Below are 16,309 nucleotides of genomic sequence, written 5' to 3'. Positions count from 1 at the left end.
TGAACTCCATTAAAGAAGCCTCCTTGTTCGGGAGGCTTTTTTCTATTGCACCGTTTCTTCTTCGTCTTTGTTAAACCACAGGAGTCGAACCGCGAGAATCGCAAACCCGATCGCGGCGACGATCTTTGTCCATTTCGTCGGTAACAGTTGCGCCGTTCCTTCTCCCAGTACAACTCCGATTAAACTCGCCAAAATCAGAGCCGTAACACTTCCAAGAAAAATCGCTTTTGTAGACTTCCGACAATCGCTGCTGAGTGCGATCGCGGCAAGCTGACTTTTATCTCCCAACTCCGCCAAAAACACCGTCACGAAGCTAATTCCCAAGAGTTGCCAGTCCATCATCTACATCCCCACTACATCAAGAACCAATAGCGCTGAGACTAGGAGCAGAATTGCGCCTGTTGCCTTCTCTAAGGTCTTAGGCGAAACGTTCTGACATAACCAGCGTCCAACCAGAACTCCGACCAAACTCGTCGCCACCAGCGCAGAAGCCGCCCCTGTAAACACAATCCAAGGAGCATGAGACTGAGCACTCATTAATAGAGTCGCAATCTGAGTTTTGTCTCCCAGTTCTGCGAGAAAAATGGTGATAAACGTCGAGCCAAACACACTGAGGAAGTTTGATTTTGCTTTCGCAGGCTGGGTCTGTTCGAGGATCAGCAATTCCTGGGTTTCAGTAACGGGTAGGTTCGTGGAAGACATGAACTTGTTTTCATTTTCTTTTCATTATCTAGCACTATACCTGCAATTGGAGATTTTCGCTATACACCAATTTCCCGCTCGAACTTCAAGAGTTCCAGACTCCGATCGCCATACACGGCTTCGATTTGTTCGCGGCAACAGTCGATCGCGAAATCATTCATTTCTTCCGGCTCCACCCCAAACATCTCTTCAAACGTCTCAGGAGTTACCCGACAGAACCGAGGACGAGTTTCATAAATGTTGCATTCTCGCGTCATCTTGTTGAAATTCACGCACCAGCCATCCTCGCCCACCAGGCTGAGATACAGATGGAGTTCTTCAGGGTTGAGGTAGGTTTCTAAATCGGGTCGATCGCTCGGATCAAGGTTGCAGCAAGCCCCACAATATTTAACGCAGCGCCAAGTCGCCATAAGTGCAGATCGAAAAAGAACCTCTCCATCTTCTCGTTTTAAATTGGGTATTGCAACTTTTGGGAACTTAGGGCTATACTGGATAAGTTGGTTAAAAAACGACGCGGGGTAGAGCAGTCTGGTAGCTCGTCGGGCTCGGATCGAAAGTCAGTTATACGCTTACAAGCTGATTTTCTAGATGGGCGGCATATTGGGAAACCGATATGTGATTACTTGTCTAAGTCGGGGAAGCCATTAGCGTGGTAATCCCGAACCAAGCCTCGAAAGAGGAAGGTGTAGAGACTGGTTAGGCAAGCACCCTAACAGGAAAGCTGAGGGTGAAGGGACAGTCCAGACCACAAACTGATTGATTCAGGCAGTGAAAACTGTAGTGGTAAGCATAACCCGAAGGTCCATGGTTCAAATCCATGCCCCGCCACCAAATGAGAAGCTCCAGCTTTTACGCTGGAGCTTTTTCATTTTCGATTGATTGGGCATTCTAGAGCCAGTCAATCATGGAGCATAAGAATGACGGGATCTAGAAGCGACGCAAAACGAAATTTACTAAATGCCTTGAGAGCTTTGGCACTTAAAGGAAATTTCAAGGATTGGATACTTGTGTTAATCGTTCTAGCAGTTCCACTGGTGGCGGCGTTCAGTGTTGCCAATTTATTAAGCTCATTCATGGCGAACTTTATCGCACCCATCATTTTCACGCCCATCCTCAAGGGCATCGGCATTAGCAGTATGCAGAGCTTGGTGATTGGAGGACTTCGGATTGGCGCATTTATTTACGATCTTGTTGATTTTATTTTCGCCGTCCTGATTCTGTTTGCAATGTCCCGATTCTTGCGAAGAGTAATCTAAAAAGAATTGATCACGAAGCCCCGATCCTTGATTTAGAAATTGGGGCTTATGAGTTTTTAGAGGTGCGATCGCTAAATTTCCAAATTGCGCCCGAAACCAAATTCGTCAGCACGTGAGCTACGATCGGGACGAGTAAATTCCCCGTCCAGACCGCACTCATTCCCAAGGCAATCCCGACGATCGATGCCCACACAACATACGACCATTGTTTCAGATTGCTCATGTGCAGCACACCGAAACAAAGGCTTGAAATTAAAACACCAATAAAATCTAAGCCAACTTCTGGCAACATCACACCCCGAAACAGCAATTCCTCGCTCAATCCGGGTAACAATCCAAGCCAGAGAATATCGGGAAGCAACAACGGTTTTAATACCATTGCGAGATATTGATCAGCGCTTTTGCGGTACTCGCCCCAAATTCGATAGACGATCGAACTTGCAACCGAAATTCCAATTCCCAGTCCGATGCCTTGAAGTAAAGCTGGAGTTGAGAATCGTACCGCAAGCAATGGAACTGTACTGAAATGGAGCCAAACTTTAGAAATTACTAATAAAACAACGGCAGTCACACCCATCGCGATCAGAACTTGGACACGGGTGAGTGGCTGCATTTCTGGAGTATCAGGAATTTGTTCTGCCACAGGAATCTCTATCGCGTTTATATCTGAATCTAGCTCTGAAGGCTCACAGTATAACTTAGGACTCAGAAAGGAAACCAGGTGATCAAGTTCCTAAAATTTGCGATCGAATCGAAGCCATCTCCGGACTGAAGGATGCTGTATTGATCCCCGCCCGATCGCAAATCAAAACGCCCAACGCTTCGAGATAAGACTTTACGATCGTCGATCGAATTCCCAATGCTTCGGATGGCACTTGAATCTTCGTGTGATTCTCCTGAACTGCAATGATTCGAGTGTTCGTCTGGCTCAAACTCAAAGTCGCACTTCCCCCACAAGCTGAAGCGGGGATCACCAAAGCATCTACTTCATCCGCCCAAATTGCATGAGGATTTGGAACATCGGTAAATCGAGGAGCGCGACTTAATCCAACTAACACACACGGGAGAAAAGTGTATCCAAGTTCTTCGGCAGCCGATCGAGGAGATAAATTCGGATCAATCGGCAATGGAGAAAGTGCAGGTGCATGAGCGCAGGGAACTTTGAACGATCGAACAATTAAATGACTAATCACCGCTTCCGCGCCCGCCAAATGATCGACTCCTTGTCCATGTCGATAGTTCTGCAACGCTTCACTTTCTGGATTTTCGGGAAATCTGGCAACAACTGCGATCGCATCGGCTCCCCCAATTTGGATCAACTTCTCAGCGGCTCTTAGCAAACTATCTGGATGTTCGATCGTGCCCCAAGTAGCTCCCGATTTCGCCGCTCTCAGTTCTACATTCAAGGGTTGATCTGTCACGATGTAATCAGTCAAATTTAGTCCTAATGTTGCAATTGCAGCATCCGCGACTTGGAGATGCCGCAATTGCAGATCGGGTTCAATTCCACGATCGAGAATAATTCCAATTCGATTCGATCGTTCTGGCAACAATCCCCAATGTCCCGCTGCAAACTGATCTAAACCATAGCCTTCTACATAAAGTGCATTCGGAATATTCCAGTAAAGCTGTGCGCCATTGAGGACATTCGGATGCGTGATCAACCGATCGGCAACTTGAGCGATCGCACGAGCAACCGGAAGCGCATCACCCGCATAACCCCCGATCGCGGCTCCGATCCCTGTCGGAATGATCAATCCAACCGTATAGGGTCTAGTCACGAGTCACCACCGCTTCGATTTCAACGGTTTCTGAAGTGACTCGTGTAATCGCCCAACGTAATGGCTCTCCAAAGATTCGTAACTCTTGGTCGATCGCTCGATGAAGATCTCGAACTGAAGCTTGGAGTGGAATCGCGATCGTAATGAAATCCGTGATCATCCTTGCTTTCCGAATTGTTGCTTGTACACTTCTTCTTCTTTTTCGGTGACGAGCTTAATGTTCGATCGAGGATAAGAAACACAGAGCAGCGCATATCCTTGTGCTTGAAGTTCAGTGCTGACTCCCATTCCATCTGCCTGATCAACCGTTCCTTCGGTAATCAAAGCAGCACAAGTGGTACAAACTCCCGCAGTGCAAGAAACGGGTAAATCTAAGCCTTTTTCGTCGTTCGCAACTTCAAGAATCGTTCGATCTTCAGGAACCTCGATCGTATAAGTTTGTCCTTGATGCGAGATTTCAACGGTGTATGTGTTAGCCATATCTAAACGTGTCTAGTCAAAGATCCTCATTATACGGTCTTCGGTTAACCCTCTGATCGATTCGGGAATGCTATCGAGGTGTGGAATGGACAGAAAACAATGCACGATTCGATAGCCCTAACTCGGTGTCCTGTGCCGATGAGTGTGATTCACCAGTTTGAACAAGACCCCAATGCCGTTCGCATTCAAAAACTGCTGTTTTATGTGTGTCGGAATCGTTGGGAAAGTGATAGTACTCGGCTGGATGCTGCCAATTGGCGATCGCTCATTGAAGAAGTTCGCGAGAAGTATTCGACAATTGAAGGATTGCGATCGCGTCTAGCTCATCAAATCGGAACGCTGAATAAATCGGCTGAATATGCACTCATTGGACAAATTATTTTATCTGTATTTGAGCGGATTTATGCACAGGAAGCAGCTACAGAAATCACGACTCCAAAACCATTGCAAATTGATCAAGATGTGAATGTGAGCCGAATTAAAAAGCTCTTGATTTACACTTGTCGCAAATATTGGGAAGCTAATTCTTACATCATTGAGCAGACTTTAACTTCAGAATTGCTCAATGAATTGATGGAGCAATATGCAACTTTAGAAGAAGTGCGATCGGGCTTAAATATTGTGGTTAAAACGCTCAATAAACCTGCTGAATATGCGGTCGTCGCTGAAAGCATTTTGCACGAAGTTGAGCCAATTTATGGAACAAAAAATTCTCATCCTGTTGTTGAACAAATTGAGCGAGTTGATTTGTTCAATGTCCGTCAAGAAATTCTCAAATATGCAAATCCTTTGAAAGCTAAGATTCTGTTGTTTTCATCGGTCTATTACTCGTTTGAATTCTGTTCGCAAGATTGGTCAAATTTGAAACTCTATAGCTTGGATGGATTGCTGCGAACAGTTCTAACTCAGGTAGAAACGATCGAGCAATTCGAGCAGCTTTTGAACGAGAAAGCCAGCTACTTGAAAGAGCCAGAAACCTATTTGGAAATTGTGCCGATTTTAGTACGATCGCTCAAATCAAACTACACTCAGTTGCGCCAAAATCTTTTAACGTCGCTTAGAACCAGCAGCGTTGCGGATAGAACTTTAGCCAGTTCAACAAAGCCCAGTCTATAAAGGTTGCATCACCATGAATGCTCAAGAATTGATCCAACGATACAACGCAGGTCAATTAGATTTTGCGGGCAAGAACTTGGGAGGAATTAATCTCACCGATGCTGATTTAATCGGCTCAAATTTATCTCAAGCCGATCTCAATCATGCCGTCCTCACTTTTGCCTATCTGAATCGTGCAAACCTGACTCAAGCGAATTTCGCGTATGCCGTTTTGAGCGGCGCAAATTTGAGTCAATCGATTTTAATCAATGCCAATTTGCGCGATACAGATCTGCATGGCGCAATTTTCTGTGGAGCAGATTTACGCGGGGCAGACCTTTCACTCGCGATGATTCTTGATGCAAATTTGAGTGGGGCAGACTTACGAAACGCGAATTTTAGTGGAGCAGATTTACGCGGGGCAGATTTACGCGGGGCGAATTTTCGAGAAGAGAAACGCAGCTATGAAGGAGCCATTCTACGGGGAGCAGATTTACGTGGAGCAGATCTACGTGGAGCAAATTTGACGGGAGCGGATTTAACTCGATCGAATCTCGCAGGCGCAAATTTAAGTGATGCCAACCTCCGAGAAACCAAACTCATTCAAGCAAACTTAAGTGAATCAATTTTGACGGGAGCGTTCCTCACGGATGCCGATTTAACTGAGGCGAATTTGAGCGAAGCCAATCTTAGAGATGCCAAATTAAATCGATCGACACTCGTTCAAACCAATCTCCAATCTGCAAATCTCACAGAAGCAACTTTAAATCACGCCAAATTGCACAAAGCAAATCTGACTCAGGCAAATCTGACTCGTGCAAAATTGAATCATGCCGATCTCAGTCGTGCCAATCTCCAATCTGCAATTTTGATCGATGCAACCTTAGTCGAAGCCTATCTTGGACGTGCAGATCTCCGAGAAGCCAATTTGTCTCACGCGAACTTTACACGAGCCGAAATGAGTAGTGCGCTTTTGAGAAATGCGATCGTCCAAGGCATGATTCGACCCGATGGCACAGTAGAAGATTAACGAGTTTTAGGAGCCTGCGCCACCTGCATCGACTTCACCAATTCCGCCATCGCCGTCTCTAGAACAACGCCTGCATCCATCGCGACCCAACCTTCTGTCGTTTGCTGACGGACTTCAAAGTGCAAGTGCGGTCCCGTCGAATTTCCGGTGCTGCCCACTCGTCCGATCACTGCTCCTTGCTTCACAATCTCACCCGGCTTAACAAAAAGCTCCGACAAGTGAGCATATAGGGTTTGTTGTGCGCCTGCATTGTGTTCAAGTGCGACAGATAAACCGTATCCTCCGAAGAACTCTGCCATGATCACTCGACCTGTTAAAGCCGCTAACACAGGTGTTCCAAGCGGCGCACCAATATCCGTTCCAGTATGAAGTCGAGCATCTCCAGTAATTGGATGCAGTCGCCAACCGAACATCGACGTAATTGGAGCCGGAATCGCTAACGGGAAAATTAGCTTGAGATCACCATTTCCGATTCTTCCGATCGGGCGAACGGTGCGATTGTAATAATTCTGAACTGTGCCGTAAGCAGACCCGATCGAGTTCGCGGGCGCGGTCGTATTCCAGGAAATTCCGCTCGACGACAAGCTAAAACCACCCACTTCAACCGGAGCCGCACTCACTGGATCAGAGGCAGCATAGGACTTTGGAGCAGCAGGAACGGGTTTTGCGATCGCCTTTTCCGGTTCAATCCGTTCTGTTGCCCCTAGACCGTAATCCGTTCGATCGATAAACGCATCGCCACCCGCAGGAATCGTAATTTTAGCGGCAGGAGTTTGAGGCGCAGGAATCGAATCAATTGCCGCAGGAGTTTGAGCGCGACTGATTTCGCTGAACCCAATCAAGCTGCCTAATCCCGAAAGTAAAAAAACTCGAAGGATGGAAGTGGCATTTAAGAGAGATTGACGCATAGGACAATTTATAAGAGAACAACAGCGAATGAAGAAGCTCACCCTTCATTTTGCCGGGAATTCAACAAAATGGCTCACGGACTCAGGTTACTCACGAACCGTCGAAGCTGGGCAAGTGCCAGATTGTAGTTGATAACCGCGCTGATCCGGTTGCCTTGTGCCTGAGTCAGAGCCGCTTCAGCAGCAATCCGATCGGTTTGAGTTCCGACTCCTGCCTGAAACCGCAGTGCAGCCAGTCGTAAGGCTTCTTGTGCCTGTGCCACGGACTGCTGAGTTGTGTTGAGATTCGCCAGGTTCGCTTGCAGGTTGGCATAGGCTTGCTCGACCTGGAACCGGACTACGTTGCGGTTTTGGGCGAATCGGGCTTCTGCAATATCTCGATCGCGTTCTCGCTGACTGATAATTGCATTCGTCGCACCGCCATCGAACAAACTCCAGCGGGCTTGCAGTGCCAAACTGTAGCTGTCGGCGTTGTTGGTGCTGGTGTTTGTTGTGCCCGATCGCTGAAAGTTATAAGCGCCGACTAGATTGAGAGCGACACCATTTCGGGCACGGGCGGCTTGAATTTGCGCTTGGCTCGCTTCTCGGAGTGCGAGTTGTTGTTCTAACTCTGCCCGATTTCGATATGCCAAAACGATACTGTCTTCGAGCGGAATTGTCCAACTTCCGGCAGGTTCAACCGGATCAGCGGCGGTTAGCGTTGCCGTTTCTGACAAGCTCAAGGTCTGAACCAATTGACGACGAGCAATTTCCTGGTTTGCTTGAGCATTGCGTAACTGCTGCTGTACGTTTGCCAAGTTCACTTCGGCTTGCAGCGTATCAAATCGAGTCCCAAGACCTGCGGTTTCCTGTGCTCTCGCATCTCGCAAACTGGCTTCTGCGTTCCGAACGGCTGCCTCAAAAATTGCCACCTGAGAATCGGCGTTCTGCAAGTTGTAATAGTTGGTTGAGACATCGAGACGCAGTTGTTCACGAGTTTGTTCAAGCTGTAATTCCTGCGATCGAGATTGGCGTTCGACGGCTCGGATTTGCGCCTGAATCAGTCCAGACGTGAACAGACTGTAATCGAGTTGAAGCCCTGTGCTGAATGCGGTACTGGTCGAATTGGGATCAACCCCTGAGAATTGCTGTGCCAGACTGGGCTGCTGTGAAATAAAAACATTGCCCGATCGCGTCAGATTGGCAGTCAGCGCTAAGGTCGGAAAGTTCGATGCTCTGGCTTCTCGAATTGCCGCTCGACTTTGCTCGACTTGCAGACGTGCCACTTCTAGGTCGCGATTATTTCGTTCTGCCAGTTCGAGCGCTTGCTGGAGACTAATCGGCTGAACGTTACGAACTTGAACTTCTCCGGGTCGAGTTGGGAACTGGAGACGGTTTGGAGACGGTTCAAGACCGGGAGGAACGGGAACGAGTTGATTGGCTCCTCCGGTTCCTGGCGTGAGGGGAGTCGGGGGCTGGGCGCTAGGCGTTGCGGGTGCGCCAGTGGGATTGGTGGGAGCAGGAGTACTAGAAGGAGTCGGTGATCCGGTCGTGGGCAGAGGGGCAGAAGGAGTGCCTTGAGCCGTAGTTGGTTTGGCGGCGGTCGGTTTGCGGATGGGAACCGCTTGTGCGATCGTATCGGGTGCGCTGGGTTTAGGGATCAGCGCGGACGGTTTTTGCAGTGCCGTTAACGCAAAGGGTGGAGTTGGATCGCCATCGGTGTCGCGATGTGCGCTCAAAGTTAACGGAGTCGCAGCAGAACGAGAGTTCGTGATATTTGGCGGGGAGGAGTCCGATTCGTCTGGTTTGGGGACAGGATTGGCAGATGCCGCTCCCATCGTTCCAACGCTCAACCACACTCCCACACCTAAAGCGAGTAATTCAAAAGACGGTTTCATACGATTTCGGTTCGCCCACGCAATCACAATCAAATCTGAACTGTGTTTTAGCACACTCGTTTAGATTTGTTCAGTCTTAAGCAGAATACCGCTTCTAGAGGTCGATCGACAAAATTTTGGAGTTTCTTCAGATACGTACTACCGCCAAATCGAGCTTGCTGTAATGGTTGTGGTGCGAATCGATACTGGATTTAATCAACATTGATCCAATTAGAGATCGCTTGATTCACGATTTCTGGAGCTTCTGCCATAACTAAATGCCCCACTTTCGGAACAGTAATGTGCTGGCTCTGGGGTTGGTCATGCAACAAATTGGCTAACCATTCGTGACCCATTGCAGGAGGAAACATCGGATCATCCCCGCCTGTAATCACCGTGACGGGACATTTTAGCGGATGATGTTGAGCGTTATAGCCCCAAAAGGCTTCGATCGCTTCATACGGATGAGCATCACTTGGGACTGGATTGCGATCGTGAAATTCTGCCATTGCTTCATTCGATACCATCAGCGATCGCAAAAACTCTTGGACAAATTGCCAGCGGTAAAGATGATGACCGCCGATCGCGAAGAATTTAATTAACGGAATTTCCCACCAAGGCGTGAGATTGTGAGTTCCGCCTCCGATCGCGATTAGTGCAGTAGCGGCGTGTCGTCTTGCCCACTCTAATCCAACTGGGACTCCGTAACTATGACAGCAGAGAATCGGACGATGCAGCTTGAAATGGTGAATGAGGCGAGTCAGATCGCGGCGATGTCGTCCGACCGAGTAGCGGCTGTAGCGTCCAGATTGTCCGTGTCCGGCTAAATCATACGTGAGAACTTCTTGACCCTGGGACTGGAAATACTCCCACTGTAAGCACCAATTTAATCGACTGCCTAATCCGCCGTGAACGAAGACGATCGCGGGAGATGTCCCTGGAGAATGAGCAACTTGGAGTGTAACTTTGCCGAGTTTGATCGGTGATCCGTCTAAGTCGGAAAGGGCGGTCGATCGCGTCATCTAAGTTTTCGGGTGCGATAAGGACGATGACTCTGCGGAAATAAATAGCGCATTGAGGCGAGTCCCCCAAGCGTAATTGCGCCAATGATCAACACGACAAGAGCTATAGGAACCATAACAGAGGGGGGTGGGAGTTTGTGACTCTGTTATTTTAGAGAACTCGTTTGACTGGCTTATCACAATGAAATGACAAGAAAATGACAGTATCTCTATTCTCGTAGAGACAGAAGTTTAGATTTTTCAGGAACGATCGGTAAACAGAATCGAAAGGTACTGCCTTTGCCGAATTCACTTTCGACCTCGATCGAGCCTTTTTGGAGTTCGACAAGGCGGCGCGAGATGGCAAGTCCGATCCCGGTTCCGCCTGAAGTGCGATCGCGGGATCGATCCGATCGCCAAAATCGCTCAAATACATGCGGCAAATCTTCGGCTTTGATTCCCTGTCCCGTATCTTCGACTGCGATCCATAATTTGTCGGATTCTGTCCAAGCTCGTAACGTAATACTGCCTTTGGAGGTGTAGCGCAGGGCGTTTCCGACTAAGTTCATTAAGACTTGTTCAACTCTTTCAGAATCCGCCATCGCAGAAGGCAACGATTCGGGACAATCCAATTTGAGCGTTGGGCTATCGTCCATTAATTGATCTGAGAATTTTTCAACGATCGACACTAATAAGGGACGAATTTGCAGCGGTTGGAGTTGAATCGGTAAATAGCCTGCTTCCGCTTTCGAGAGTTCTTGAAGATCGTTGACTAATCGACGCAGGCGAACGGTTTCTCTGGCAAGACGTTGATAAATGTCAGGAGATGGCTCGATCGTGCCGTCTGCCAATCCTTCTAAATAGCCTTCGAGTACGGTCAAAGGAGTCCGCAGTTCGTGAGTTAAATCCCCGACTAAATCTCGTCTGCGTTGCTCTACTCCTTCAAGATCTTGAGCCATGCGGTTAAAGCTTTCCGCTAATCGATTCAGTTCAGGAATTTCGTTCTCAGGAACCCGTTCTTCCATGTGACCCGACGCAAATCGCTGAGTGATTTCCTCCATTTGAATCAAAGGCTGCATGATGCGTTTCGACACCCAGTAACTTAGCCCGATCGCGGTCGTGCCCCCGACAATCACCGACCAGAATGCGCCCCGACTCCAAGCCGATTCAAACCCATCGACCAGTCGCCCTTTCATCCGAACGACACTAAAATCAATGCCCTGCAACTGTTCTAGATGCACCAGAAACAATCGCGGCGAGTAGACTTTTCCAACGGTCAGGAGGGTGCTAATCCCAACCACCATCACGATCATGTGGGACAAAAATAGACGGGTTCGGAGGTTGGGTTTACTCATGCGGCAGTGTCTTCAAATTTGTAGCCGACTCCGATTACCGTTTTAACAAAGGTTGGATTGGCTGGGTCGGGTTCGATTTTCTTTCTTAATCGTGCGACGTGGGTATCGACGACTCGTTCATCGCCAAAAAAGTTACTGCCCCAGAGTTTATCGATTAATTGAGTGCGATTCCAAACTCGTCCTGGATAGCTCATAAACGTGGAGAGCAAATCGAATTCGAGCGTGGTCAAATCTAAAGGCTCCGTTCGATCGTCCTTTTGTCGAGATGCCGATCGCTGATCTACATCTAAAACAAAATTCTGCGTTCGATACACCTGAGATTGTCCGCCTTGTCGCATAGTTCGCCGCAAAAGTGCCCGAACTCGTGCTACCAATTCCTTCGGGCTAAAGGGCTTCACCATATAATCGTCCGCGCCCGTCGAAAGTCCGATAATTCGATCGATTTCTTCCCCTTTCGCGGTCAGCATCAGAATGAATGGATCTTTGGCTCCTGGTTTTTGGCGGACACGGGCACAAACCTCCAGTCCATCAAGTCCTGGAATCATCAAATCGAGAATAATCAGATCCGGTTTTTGCTCTTGGAAGACTTGTAAAGCGGAAATGCCATCGCGACAAGTTCGACAAGAAAAGCCTTCTTTTTCAAGGTAAAGTTGAATCAGTTGGGCGATTTCGGCTTCGTCTTCGACAATCAAGATTTCCATAGTCACCGGGCGCTAGAAGGTCACAACTGGTATAGCTCTGAGTGTATCAATTTGACAACTCGAAGAAGGTCGGAATTTTTCAACTCAAGAACTTTTATCGTGATCGTGTTTCAGATTATGGAGTTTTGTAAACATCCTTAAGAACGCAGCGATCGACCGATAAAATAACTTGTATCGAAGCTTCACAAATTTCTATTAGGGCTAAACGCAAACGGGGGGAACAGATGGAGTTTTTAAGTTTTCTGAACGATGTTAACTTTGAAGCGATCGTTCAATTGACTTTGATTGCCATGATCATGTTGGCAGGTCCAGTGGTCATTTTCTTGTTGGCGTTTCGAGGCGGCGATTTGTAAGATCTTCGATTAGTGTGACATCAAAGTTTTATCAGGTTTAAGAGAGAGTAGCTCCAAGGCTCGATCGTGTTTAGCGATCGGGCTTTTTCATGTGTGGAACTGCTGTGCAACTCGATCGATCGCAGAATCAGAACTTGCAAGACACAGAACAGATTGAACGAACTAACAGCTTGCTAAAAGAACTACTTCACTGAGGGACATTTAGAGATCAAAGGCTGATCGATCGACCAAATCGGTAACTGTGCAACTTGAGCGATCATTTGCTCAACATAAGGTTCACCATTCTCCGCCTTGTCGGTTCCAAAGTAGCCTTGATCACCACTATGTTCATGCGCTCCAGAATTACACACGGTGAATCTTCCTTGTCGGTTTGCTCGATTAATGGGCGATCCGACAGTCCAATTCCAGCGCGACGGAAACACGAGATAGCTTAAGGTTGGAACGAAGTCTTTTTCGCCCTGGAAATGGTACATGTGTTGAATGTGTTCAAATCCAGTATTGCCGTCGAACGTTCCACCGATCGAGACTACTGTGAGTCGAGCATCTAGCCACTCATCTAAATAAGCGGTTGAGCCTAATGCAACTTGGGTTCCGCCACTGGTACTAATTAGAATTAAATTAATCGGTTTTTCAGAATTGGAAATGGGATGAGCAGCATTCATTCGCTCCACGATCGTAGTTGCAATCCCCAGACTGTAAACCGGACTATATCGGTAGTCAGCCGCGATCGCAAATCGCCATAAGTTCCGAAGCTGAATCAAAACCGTGCCAATCCATCCATCGCTGTTTTTTGCTTCTTCCCACAACGGAGTTAACAATCGCTGGCTACCTAAATCTCGATTTGCGATCGAATACGGAAACACATCTCGCACAACCACACAGTTAGAATGCTGTTTCGCTAACTGCTCGATAAAGTACTTTTCTCCTGAATCAATTTCATCGGGTGAGAAATTCCCAACTCCGGGGAGAAAGACAATGTAACAATCGATTTCTTTAGCTGAACCATTTCCAGGCAAGCTTGCGACTGGATTCGGTTCTTGTTCCTCGATCAGTCTTAGCTCTTCACCACCGTGATTCAGCCACCAAACGATCGTGGTGACAGGCGCAAAAATTCCCCAGAGCAGCAAGAAGCCTCCAAGTGTAAAAATCAGCTTAGAGGTCGTGCCGCTCAACTCTTGAATCGCACTTCTGAGCCATTCCTTCATGAGTCGATCGCGGTATAGTCTGTGATCACTTTCTCAAACAGACTCGATCGACATCACTCTCAAAAGATAGAACTATGTCTGAACATATTTCTCACGGCGGAATTTGGCGAACGATTCGGGATGCCCTGACACTGAACGGGCAATTTTATGAAGATGCTCAGAATACGCCGAGAACACAAGGACTCGCTTTATCGATCGTGCTTCTTGCTGCGCTCTCTCGTGCGATCGGCAGCATAGTAATTTTGCTTCTAACACGAACGACATTGATTGCTGCTGTGCTGTCTTTCTTCCTTGATCTTCTCAGTGTGGTCGTCAGCTACTATGTTTGGACGTTCACGATTTGGAGAATTGGACATTGGATGAAGACGGACGCGCCAAATTATCGGGCTTTACTGAGTCCGATCGGGTTTGCGTATGCGCCACAGGTTCTCAATTTTCTGACCGTGATTCCGTTGTTGGGAAGAGCGATCGAGCTTTTACTTTCGGGCTGGACATTACTTGCGGTCATTGTGGCAACCCGTCAAGGCTTAGATATTGGCACTCGTCGGGCTGCCCTGATTTGTGTACTCTGGTTCCCGGTGATTCAAGTTGTAACCGGAGTGATTCAAGCTGCACAGCAATTGTTTGATTAAAACTGCTTGAGAAATCTCAAATCACTGTTGTACAACCGACGAATATCATCGATTTGGTGTAGCACCATTGCCAAGCGTTCGACTCCAAATCCAGCCGCAAATCCGGTATAAACCTCTGGATCGTATCCCACTGCTTTTAGCACATTCGGATCGACCATTCCACATCCGAGAATTTCGAGCCAGCGTCCTTTCCACTTCACATCTACTTCCGCAGACGGTTCCGTGAACGGGAAGAAACTTGGACGGAATCGAATTTCAACTTCGCCAAAAAGTTCTTGCAAGAACACTTTGATCGTTCCTTTGAGATCGGTAAACGTCAGACCTTCATCGATCGCTAAAATTTCAATCTGATGAAACACAGCCGAATGAGTCGCATCAACCGTATCTCGTCTGTAAGTTTTTCCTGGAACTGCCACACGAATCGGCGGATCATTGGCTTCCATGTAGCGAATCTGCACCGGAGAAGTATGAGTTCTCAACAGATTGCCATCTGGGAGATACAGCGTATCTTGCATATCTCGCGCAGGGTGATCCGGCAAGAAGTTCAACGCCTCAAAATTATAGTAATCGGTCTCCATTTCGGGACCTTCTGCCACTGTGTAGCCGAGTCCGACAAAAATATCGAGCACTTGATCGATCGTGCTATTTAAAGGATGCAATCGTCCTTGAGGGCGCGTCACTCCCGGCATCGTTACATCGATCGTTTCGGCTTCGAGTCGAGCCGCGATCGCTGCCGTTTGAAGTGCAGATTTCTTCTCGTCTAAATCAACTTGAATCGCTTCTTTCACCTCATTGGCACGTGCCCCGATTCTCGGACGTTCTGCCGGATCGAGTTTGCCCATTCCGCCTAAGACTTGAGGAATTGGACCTTTTTTACCGAGATACTTGACCCGCAATTGTTCAAGCTGATCGAGTGTGGTGGATTCGGCGATCGCATATTTCGCTTCTTGCCGAATGGCATCTAATTGAGATTCAAGTTCGTTCGGTTGAGCCGCCATAATGAGTTACTTGTAAGTCCTAATTCGCGTCACAATGAACTGCGAACTTGTTTATTGTAGTGGATATGAGACTCCTGGTCAGTAACGATGATGGTGTTTACGCTCTGGGGATTCGGACGCTTGCGAATACTCTGGCTGAGGCGGGACACGAAGTGACGGTGGTGTGCCCCGATCGAGAACGATCCGCCACAGGACACGGTTTGACTTTGCACGATCCGATTCGTGTGGTGCAGATGGATCATGTTTTTCATTCATCGGTGAAAGCCTGGGCGTGTTCGGGAACTCCTTCGGATTGTGTCAAACTCGCGCTCTGGGCGTTGCTCGATGAAAAACCCGATTTCGTATTGTCTGGAATTAATCACGGCTCGAATCTTGGGACGGATGTGCTTTATTCGGGAACGGTTTCTGCGGCAATGGAAGGCGTGATCGAAGGGATTCCCAGTATTGCGTTTAGTCTCACTAGCTTTGAGTCGAAGGAGTTTCAGCCTGCGGCAGATTTTGCTTGTACGCTGGTTCAACAGTTAGAAAAAGATCCATTGTCGGAATTGATGTTGTTGAATGTGAATGTTCCAGCGATCGAGCGTGATCAAATTCGAGGTGCGATCGTCACTCGTCAAGGCGTTCGTCGTTATACCGATGTATTTGAAAAGCGGGTTGATCCAAGAGGTAAAATTTATTACTGGCTATCGGGCGAACTGCTTGAAGATGTTGAAGATCCGGATATTCCGAACGATGTTCCAACCGATGTAGAGGCAATTCGCGATCGATACATCACGGTGACTCCGCTGCATTACAATTTGACTTCCCCGATCGGCTTAAATCTGATGAAACATCGGAAACTTGAGATTTAAGATTCCAATCGTAGAGACGCGAAGTACGGCAAGGCTCTTAATCACGTCTCTACTTAGATTTAACTTAGAGAGCGCAGTTCTCTTGCAGCTTGAGCCGCAATTGTC

General features: G+C 47.8%; 20 protein-coding genes. 6 read left to right on the top strand and 14 right to left on the bottom strand.

Going from position 1 to position 16,309, the window contains the following annotated elements; all coding sequences use genetic code 11:
- Positions 1-42: 42 nt before the first annotated feature.
- From ACQ4M5_RS27935 to ACQ4M5_RS27925, 3 genes are read right to left on the bottom strand one after another with little or no spacing between them, the layout of a single operon-like run.
- Positions 43-342, bottom strand: a complete 300-nt coding sequence (locus ACQ4M5_RS27935) for a TMEM165/GDT1 family protein (RefSeq protein WP_430679032.1) — start codon at positions 340-342, stop codon at positions 43-45.
- Positions 343-702 carry a TMEM165/GDT1 family protein gene (locus tag ACQ4M5_RS27930; RefSeq protein ID WP_430679031.1) on the bottom strand — a complete coding sequence of 120 codons (360 nt, stop codon included), beginning with the start codon at positions 700-702 and terminating at the stop codon, positions 343-345.
- A 59-nt stretch (positions 703-761) separates the two neighbouring features.
- A complete protein-coding gene (locus ACQ4M5_RS27925; protein ID WP_430679030.1) occupies positions 762-1,112 on the bottom strand; it encodes a YkgJ family cysteine cluster protein in 351 nt (116 codons plus the stop codon).
- A gap of 507 nt (positions 1,113-1,619) precedes the next feature.
- Between ACQ4M5_RS27925 and ACQ4M5_RS27920 the strand changes: the two genes are divergently transcribed.
- The gene (locus ACQ4M5_RS27920) at positions 1,620-1,958 is read left to right on the top strand and encodes a hypothetical protein (RefSeq protein WP_430679029.1); all 339 of its coding nucleotides are present in this window, start codon (positions 1,620-1,622) and stop codon (positions 1,956-1,958) included.
- Positions 1,959-2,004: 46 nt separating this feature from the next.
- Here ACQ4M5_RS27920 and ACQ4M5_RS27915 read toward each other — a convergent pair whose 3' ends face one another.
- The 4 genes from ACQ4M5_RS27915 to ACQ4M5_RS27900 all read right to left on the bottom strand — a co-directional run bounded on the left by ACQ4M5_RS27915 (position 2,005) and on the right by ACQ4M5_RS27900 (position 4,219).
- On the bottom strand, positions 2,005-2,601 hold the full coding sequence (locus ACQ4M5_RS27915; protein ID WP_430679028.1) for a CPBP family intramembrane glutamic endopeptidase: 597 nt from the start codon (positions 2,599-2,601) through the stop codon (positions 2,005-2,007).
- An 82-nt stretch (positions 2,602-2,683) separates the two neighbouring features.
- Entirely contained in the window at positions 2,684-3,739 is a 1,056-nt protein-coding gene (locus tag ACQ4M5_RS27910; protein ID WP_430679027.1) for a DUF3326 domain-containing protein, read from the bottom strand.
- Positions 3,732-3,899 (bottom strand): hypothetical protein, encoded by a 168-nt coding sequence (locus ACQ4M5_RS27905; protein ID WP_430679026.1) that lies wholly within the window; start codon positions 3,897-3,899, stop codon positions 3,732-3,734. Before ACQ4M5_RS27905 ends, ACQ4M5_RS27910 begins: the two co-directional genes overlap by 8 nt.
- Positions 3,896-4,219 (bottom strand): 2Fe-2S iron-sulfur cluster-binding protein, encoded by a 324-nt coding sequence (locus ACQ4M5_RS27900; RefSeq protein WP_430679025.1) that lies wholly within the window; start codon positions 4,217-4,219, stop codon positions 3,896-3,898. Before ACQ4M5_RS27900 ends, ACQ4M5_RS27905 begins: the two co-directional genes overlap by 4 nt.
- 99 nt (positions 4,220-4,318) lie before the next feature.
- Here ACQ4M5_RS27900 and ACQ4M5_RS27895 point away from each other — a divergent pair, with 99 nt between their 5' ends.
- Both ACQ4M5_RS27895 and ACQ4M5_RS27890 read left to right on the top strand, forming a co-directional pair.
- Positions 4,319-5,335 carry a hypothetical protein gene (locus ACQ4M5_RS27895; protein WP_430679024.1) on the top strand — a complete coding sequence of 339 codons (1,017 nt, stop codon included), beginning with the start codon at positions 4,319-4,321 and terminating at the stop codon, positions 5,333-5,335.
- A 13-nt stretch (positions 5,336-5,348) separates the two neighbouring features.
- Positions 5,349-6,344 (top strand): pentapeptide repeat-containing protein, encoded by a 996-nt coding sequence (locus ACQ4M5_RS27890; RefSeq protein ID WP_430679023.1) that lies wholly within the window; start codon positions 5,349-5,351, stop codon positions 6,342-6,344.
- Here the strand turns inward: ACQ4M5_RS27890 and ACQ4M5_RS27885 are convergent.
- The 5 genes from ACQ4M5_RS27885 to ACQ4M5_RS27865 form a co-directional block, all read right to left on the bottom strand.
- On the bottom strand, positions 6,341-7,252 hold the full coding sequence (locus tag ACQ4M5_RS27885; RefSeq protein WP_430679022.1) for a M23 family metallopeptidase: 912 nt from the start codon (positions 7,250-7,252) through the stop codon (positions 6,341-6,343). The genes ACQ4M5_RS27890 and ACQ4M5_RS27885 overlap by 4 nt on opposite strands.
- A 74-nt stretch (positions 7,253-7,326) precedes the next feature.
- Positions 7,327-9,129, bottom strand: a complete 1,803-nt coding sequence (locus ACQ4M5_RS27880) for a TolC family protein (RefSeq protein WP_430679021.1) — start codon at positions 9,127-9,129, stop codon at positions 7,327-7,329.
- A gap of 191 nt (positions 9,130-9,320) precedes the next feature.
- Positions 9,321-10,130 (bottom strand): alpha/beta fold hydrolase, encoded by an 810-nt coding sequence (locus ACQ4M5_RS27875; protein ID WP_430679020.1) that lies wholly within the window; start codon positions 10,128-10,130, stop codon positions 9,321-9,323.
- A gap of 209 nt (positions 10,131-10,339) precedes the next feature.
- Positions 10,340-11,464: a sensor histidine kinase gene (locus ACQ4M5_RS27870; protein WP_430679019.1), complete on the bottom strand. Its 1,125-nt coding sequence runs from the start codon at positions 11,462-11,464 to the stop codon at positions 10,340-10,342.
- Positions 11,461-12,165 (bottom strand): response regulator, encoded by a 705-nt coding sequence (locus tag ACQ4M5_RS27865; protein WP_430679018.1) that lies wholly within the window; start codon positions 12,163-12,165, stop codon positions 11,461-11,463. Before ACQ4M5_RS27865 ends, ACQ4M5_RS27870 begins: the two co-directional genes overlap by 4 nt.
- Before the next feature lie 224 nt (positions 12,166-12,389).
- Here ACQ4M5_RS27865 and psb30 point away from each other — a divergent pair, with 224 nt between their 5' ends.
- Positions 12,390-12,518, top strand: coding sequence for a photosystem II reaction center protein Ycf12/Psb30 (psb30, locus tag ACQ4M5_RS27860; protein ID WP_068382178.1), 129 nt, complete (start codon positions 12,390-12,392; stop codon positions 12,516-12,518).
- Positions 12,519-12,700: 182 nt separating this feature from the next.
- Here psb30 and ACQ4M5_RS27855 read toward each other — a convergent pair whose 3' ends face one another.
- Positions 12,701-13,723 (bottom strand): hypothetical protein, encoded by a 1,023-nt coding sequence (locus ACQ4M5_RS27855; protein ID WP_430679017.1) that lies wholly within the window; start codon positions 13,721-13,723, stop codon positions 12,701-12,703.
- Positions 13,724-13,797: 74 nt separating this feature from the next.
- Between ACQ4M5_RS27855 and ACQ4M5_RS27850 the strand changes: the two genes are divergently transcribed.
- Positions 13,798-14,355, top strand: a complete 558-nt coding sequence (locus tag ACQ4M5_RS27850; RefSeq protein WP_430679016.1) for a YIP1 family protein — start codon at positions 13,798-13,800, stop codon at positions 14,353-14,355.
- Here ACQ4M5_RS27850 and pheS read toward each other — a convergent pair.
- Entirely contained in the window at positions 14,352-15,353 is a 1,002-nt protein-coding gene (pheS, locus tag ACQ4M5_RS27845; protein ID WP_430679015.1) for a phenylalanine--tRNA ligase subunit alpha, read from the bottom strand. The two genes, ACQ4M5_RS27850 and pheS, sit on opposite strands and share 4 nt — an antisense overlap.
- A gap of 65 nt (positions 15,354-15,418) precedes the next feature.
- On the opposite strand from pheS, the gene surE reads away from it, so the two are divergent.
- Positions 15,419-16,204 carry a 5'/3'-nucleotidase SurE gene (gene surE / locus ACQ4M5_RS27840; RefSeq protein WP_430679014.1) on the top strand — a complete coding sequence of 262 codons (786 nt, stop codon included), beginning with the start codon at positions 15,419-15,421 and terminating at the stop codon, positions 16,202-16,204.
- Positions 16,205-16,309 lie beyond the last annotated feature (105 nt).

Source organism: Leptolyngbya sp. AN10, assembly GCF_050565645.1.
Taxonomy (GTDB): domain Bacteria; phylum Cyanobacteriota; class Cyanobacteriia; order Leptolyngbyales; family Leptolyngbyaceae; genus Leptolyngbya.
Note: the sequence above shows the minus strand (reverse complement) of the source record. Positions and strands in the feature narration are given on the sequence as shown.

Coding starts and splice junctions, on each gene's coding strand:
- ACQ4M5_RS27900 (WP_430679025.1), bottom strand. CDS start 4,219: ATGGCTAACACATACACCGTTGAAATCTCGCATCAAGGACAAACTTAT.
- ACQ4M5_RS27865 (WP_430679018.1), bottom strand. CDS start 12,165: ATGGAAATCTTGATTGTCGAAGACGAAGCCGAAATCGCCCAACTGATT.
- surE (WP_430679014.1), top strand. CDS start 15,419: ATGAGACTCCTGGTCAGTAACGATGATGGTGTTTACGCTCTGGGGATT.
- ACQ4M5_RS27905 (WP_430679026.1), bottom strand. CDS start 3,899: ATGATCACGGATTTCATTACGATCGCGATTCCACTCCAAGCTTCAGTT.
- ACQ4M5_RS27870 (WP_430679019.1), bottom strand. CDS start 11,464: ATGAGTAAACCCAACCTCCGAACCCGTCTATTTTTGTCCCACATGATC.
- ACQ4M5_RS27850 (WP_430679016.1), top strand. CDS start 13,798: ATGTCTGAACATATTTCTCACGGCGGAATTTGGCGAACGATTCGGGAT.
- ACQ4M5_RS27855 (WP_430679017.1), bottom strand. CDS start 13,723: ATGAAGGAATGGCTCAGAAGTGCGATTCAAGAGTTGAGCGGCACGACC.
- ACQ4M5_RS27895 (WP_430679024.1), top strand. CDS start 4,319: ATGCACGATTCGATAGCCCTAACTCGGTGTCCTGTGCCGATGAGTGTG.
- ACQ4M5_RS27875 (WP_430679020.1), bottom strand. CDS start 10,130: ATGACGCGATCGACCGCCCTTTCCGACTTAGACGGATCACCGATCAAA.
- ACQ4M5_RS27925 (WP_430679030.1), bottom strand. CDS start 1,112: ATGGCGACTTGGCGCTGCGTTAAATATTGTGGGGCTTGCTGCAACCTT.
- pheS (WP_430679015.1), bottom strand. CDS start 15,353: ATGGCGGCTCAACCGAACGAACTTGAATCTCAATTAGATGCCATTCGG.
- ACQ4M5_RS27890 (WP_430679023.1), top strand. CDS start 5,349: ATGAATGCTCAAGAATTGATCCAACGATACAACGCAGGTCAATTAGAT.
- ACQ4M5_RS27885 (WP_430679022.1), bottom strand. CDS start 7,252: ATGCGTCAATCTCTCTTAAATGCCACTTCCATCCTTCGAGTTTTTTTA.
- ACQ4M5_RS27880 (WP_430679021.1), bottom strand. CDS start 9,129: ATGAAACCGTCTTTTGAATTACTCGCTTTAGGTGTGGGAGTGTGGTTG.
- ACQ4M5_RS27935 (WP_430679032.1), bottom strand. CDS start 342: ATGATGGACTGGCAACTCTTGGGAATTAGCTTCGTGACGGTGTTTTTG.
- ACQ4M5_RS27920 (WP_430679029.1), top strand. CDS start 1,620: ATGACGGGATCTAGAAGCGACGCAAAACGAAATTTACTAAATGCCTTG.
- ACQ4M5_RS27930 (WP_430679031.1), bottom strand. CDS start 702: ATGTCTTCCACGAACCTACCCGTTACTGAAACCCAGGAATTGCTGATC.
- psb30 (WP_068382178.1), top strand. CDS start 12,390: ATGGAGTTTTTAAGTTTTCTGAACGATGTTAACTTTGAAGCGATCGTT.